The sequence below is a fragment of the Streptomyces verrucosisporus genome, from assembly GCF_017114865.1.
GTDB lineage: Bacteria > Actinomycetota > Actinomycetes > Streptomycetales > Streptomycetaceae > Streptomyces > Streptomyces fenghuangensis.
Map to the genome: position 1 here is coordinate 1 of NZ_JADEYH010000089.1, position 579 is coordinate 579.

The 579-nt window shown below is 73.1% G+C and carries 1 protein-coding gene; it reads left to right on the forward strand.

Features of this window, described 5'->3' with window-relative positions; genetic code table 11:
* Positions 1–570: transposase family protein (locus IQ279_RS27570; RefSeq protein ID WP_206352050.1), on the forward strand; the 570-nt coding region annotated here is incomplete at its 5' end.
* Positions 571–579 lie beyond the last annotated feature (9 nt).

Below are 579 nucleotides of genomic sequence, written 5' to 3' on the forward strand. Positions count from 1 at the left end.
GATGTCCTGGCCGAGCGCGCGCCGGGCCTGCACGAAGTCCTAGACCACTGCCGCGAGCAAGGGATGAGCCATGTGGTGCTGGACGGCACGCTCATCGCCTGCGACCGGGTGGCCGGCACCACCGAGCGGGGCAACGACCTGTGGTACTCCGGCAAGGGACGGCGCTTCGCCGGGAACCTCCAGTTCATCGCCGCTCCCGACGGCTCGCTGCTGTGGGTCTCCGCAGTCGAGCCCGGCTCGGTGCACGACCTGCGCGCCGCCCGCCTCCACGCCCTGCCCGCCCTCTACAGGGCGGCCCGCCACGGGCTGCCGACCCTGGCCGATGTCGGCTACACCGGCGCCGGCATCGGCGTGCACACCCCGTTCCGCCCGCATCCGGACATCCCCTCGCCCCTGGCGGTGGACACCCGGACCCACAACCGGCTCCTGCGCGGCATCCGCGCGCTCGGCGAGCGCGCCGCCGCCGAGCTCAAGCAGCGCTGGCGCGCCCTGCAGTACGTGACGGTCAGCCCCAACAGGATCGGCGTCATCGCCCAGGCCGCCCTCGTCCTCAACAACGCATGGCGGTGAACTTCGCTG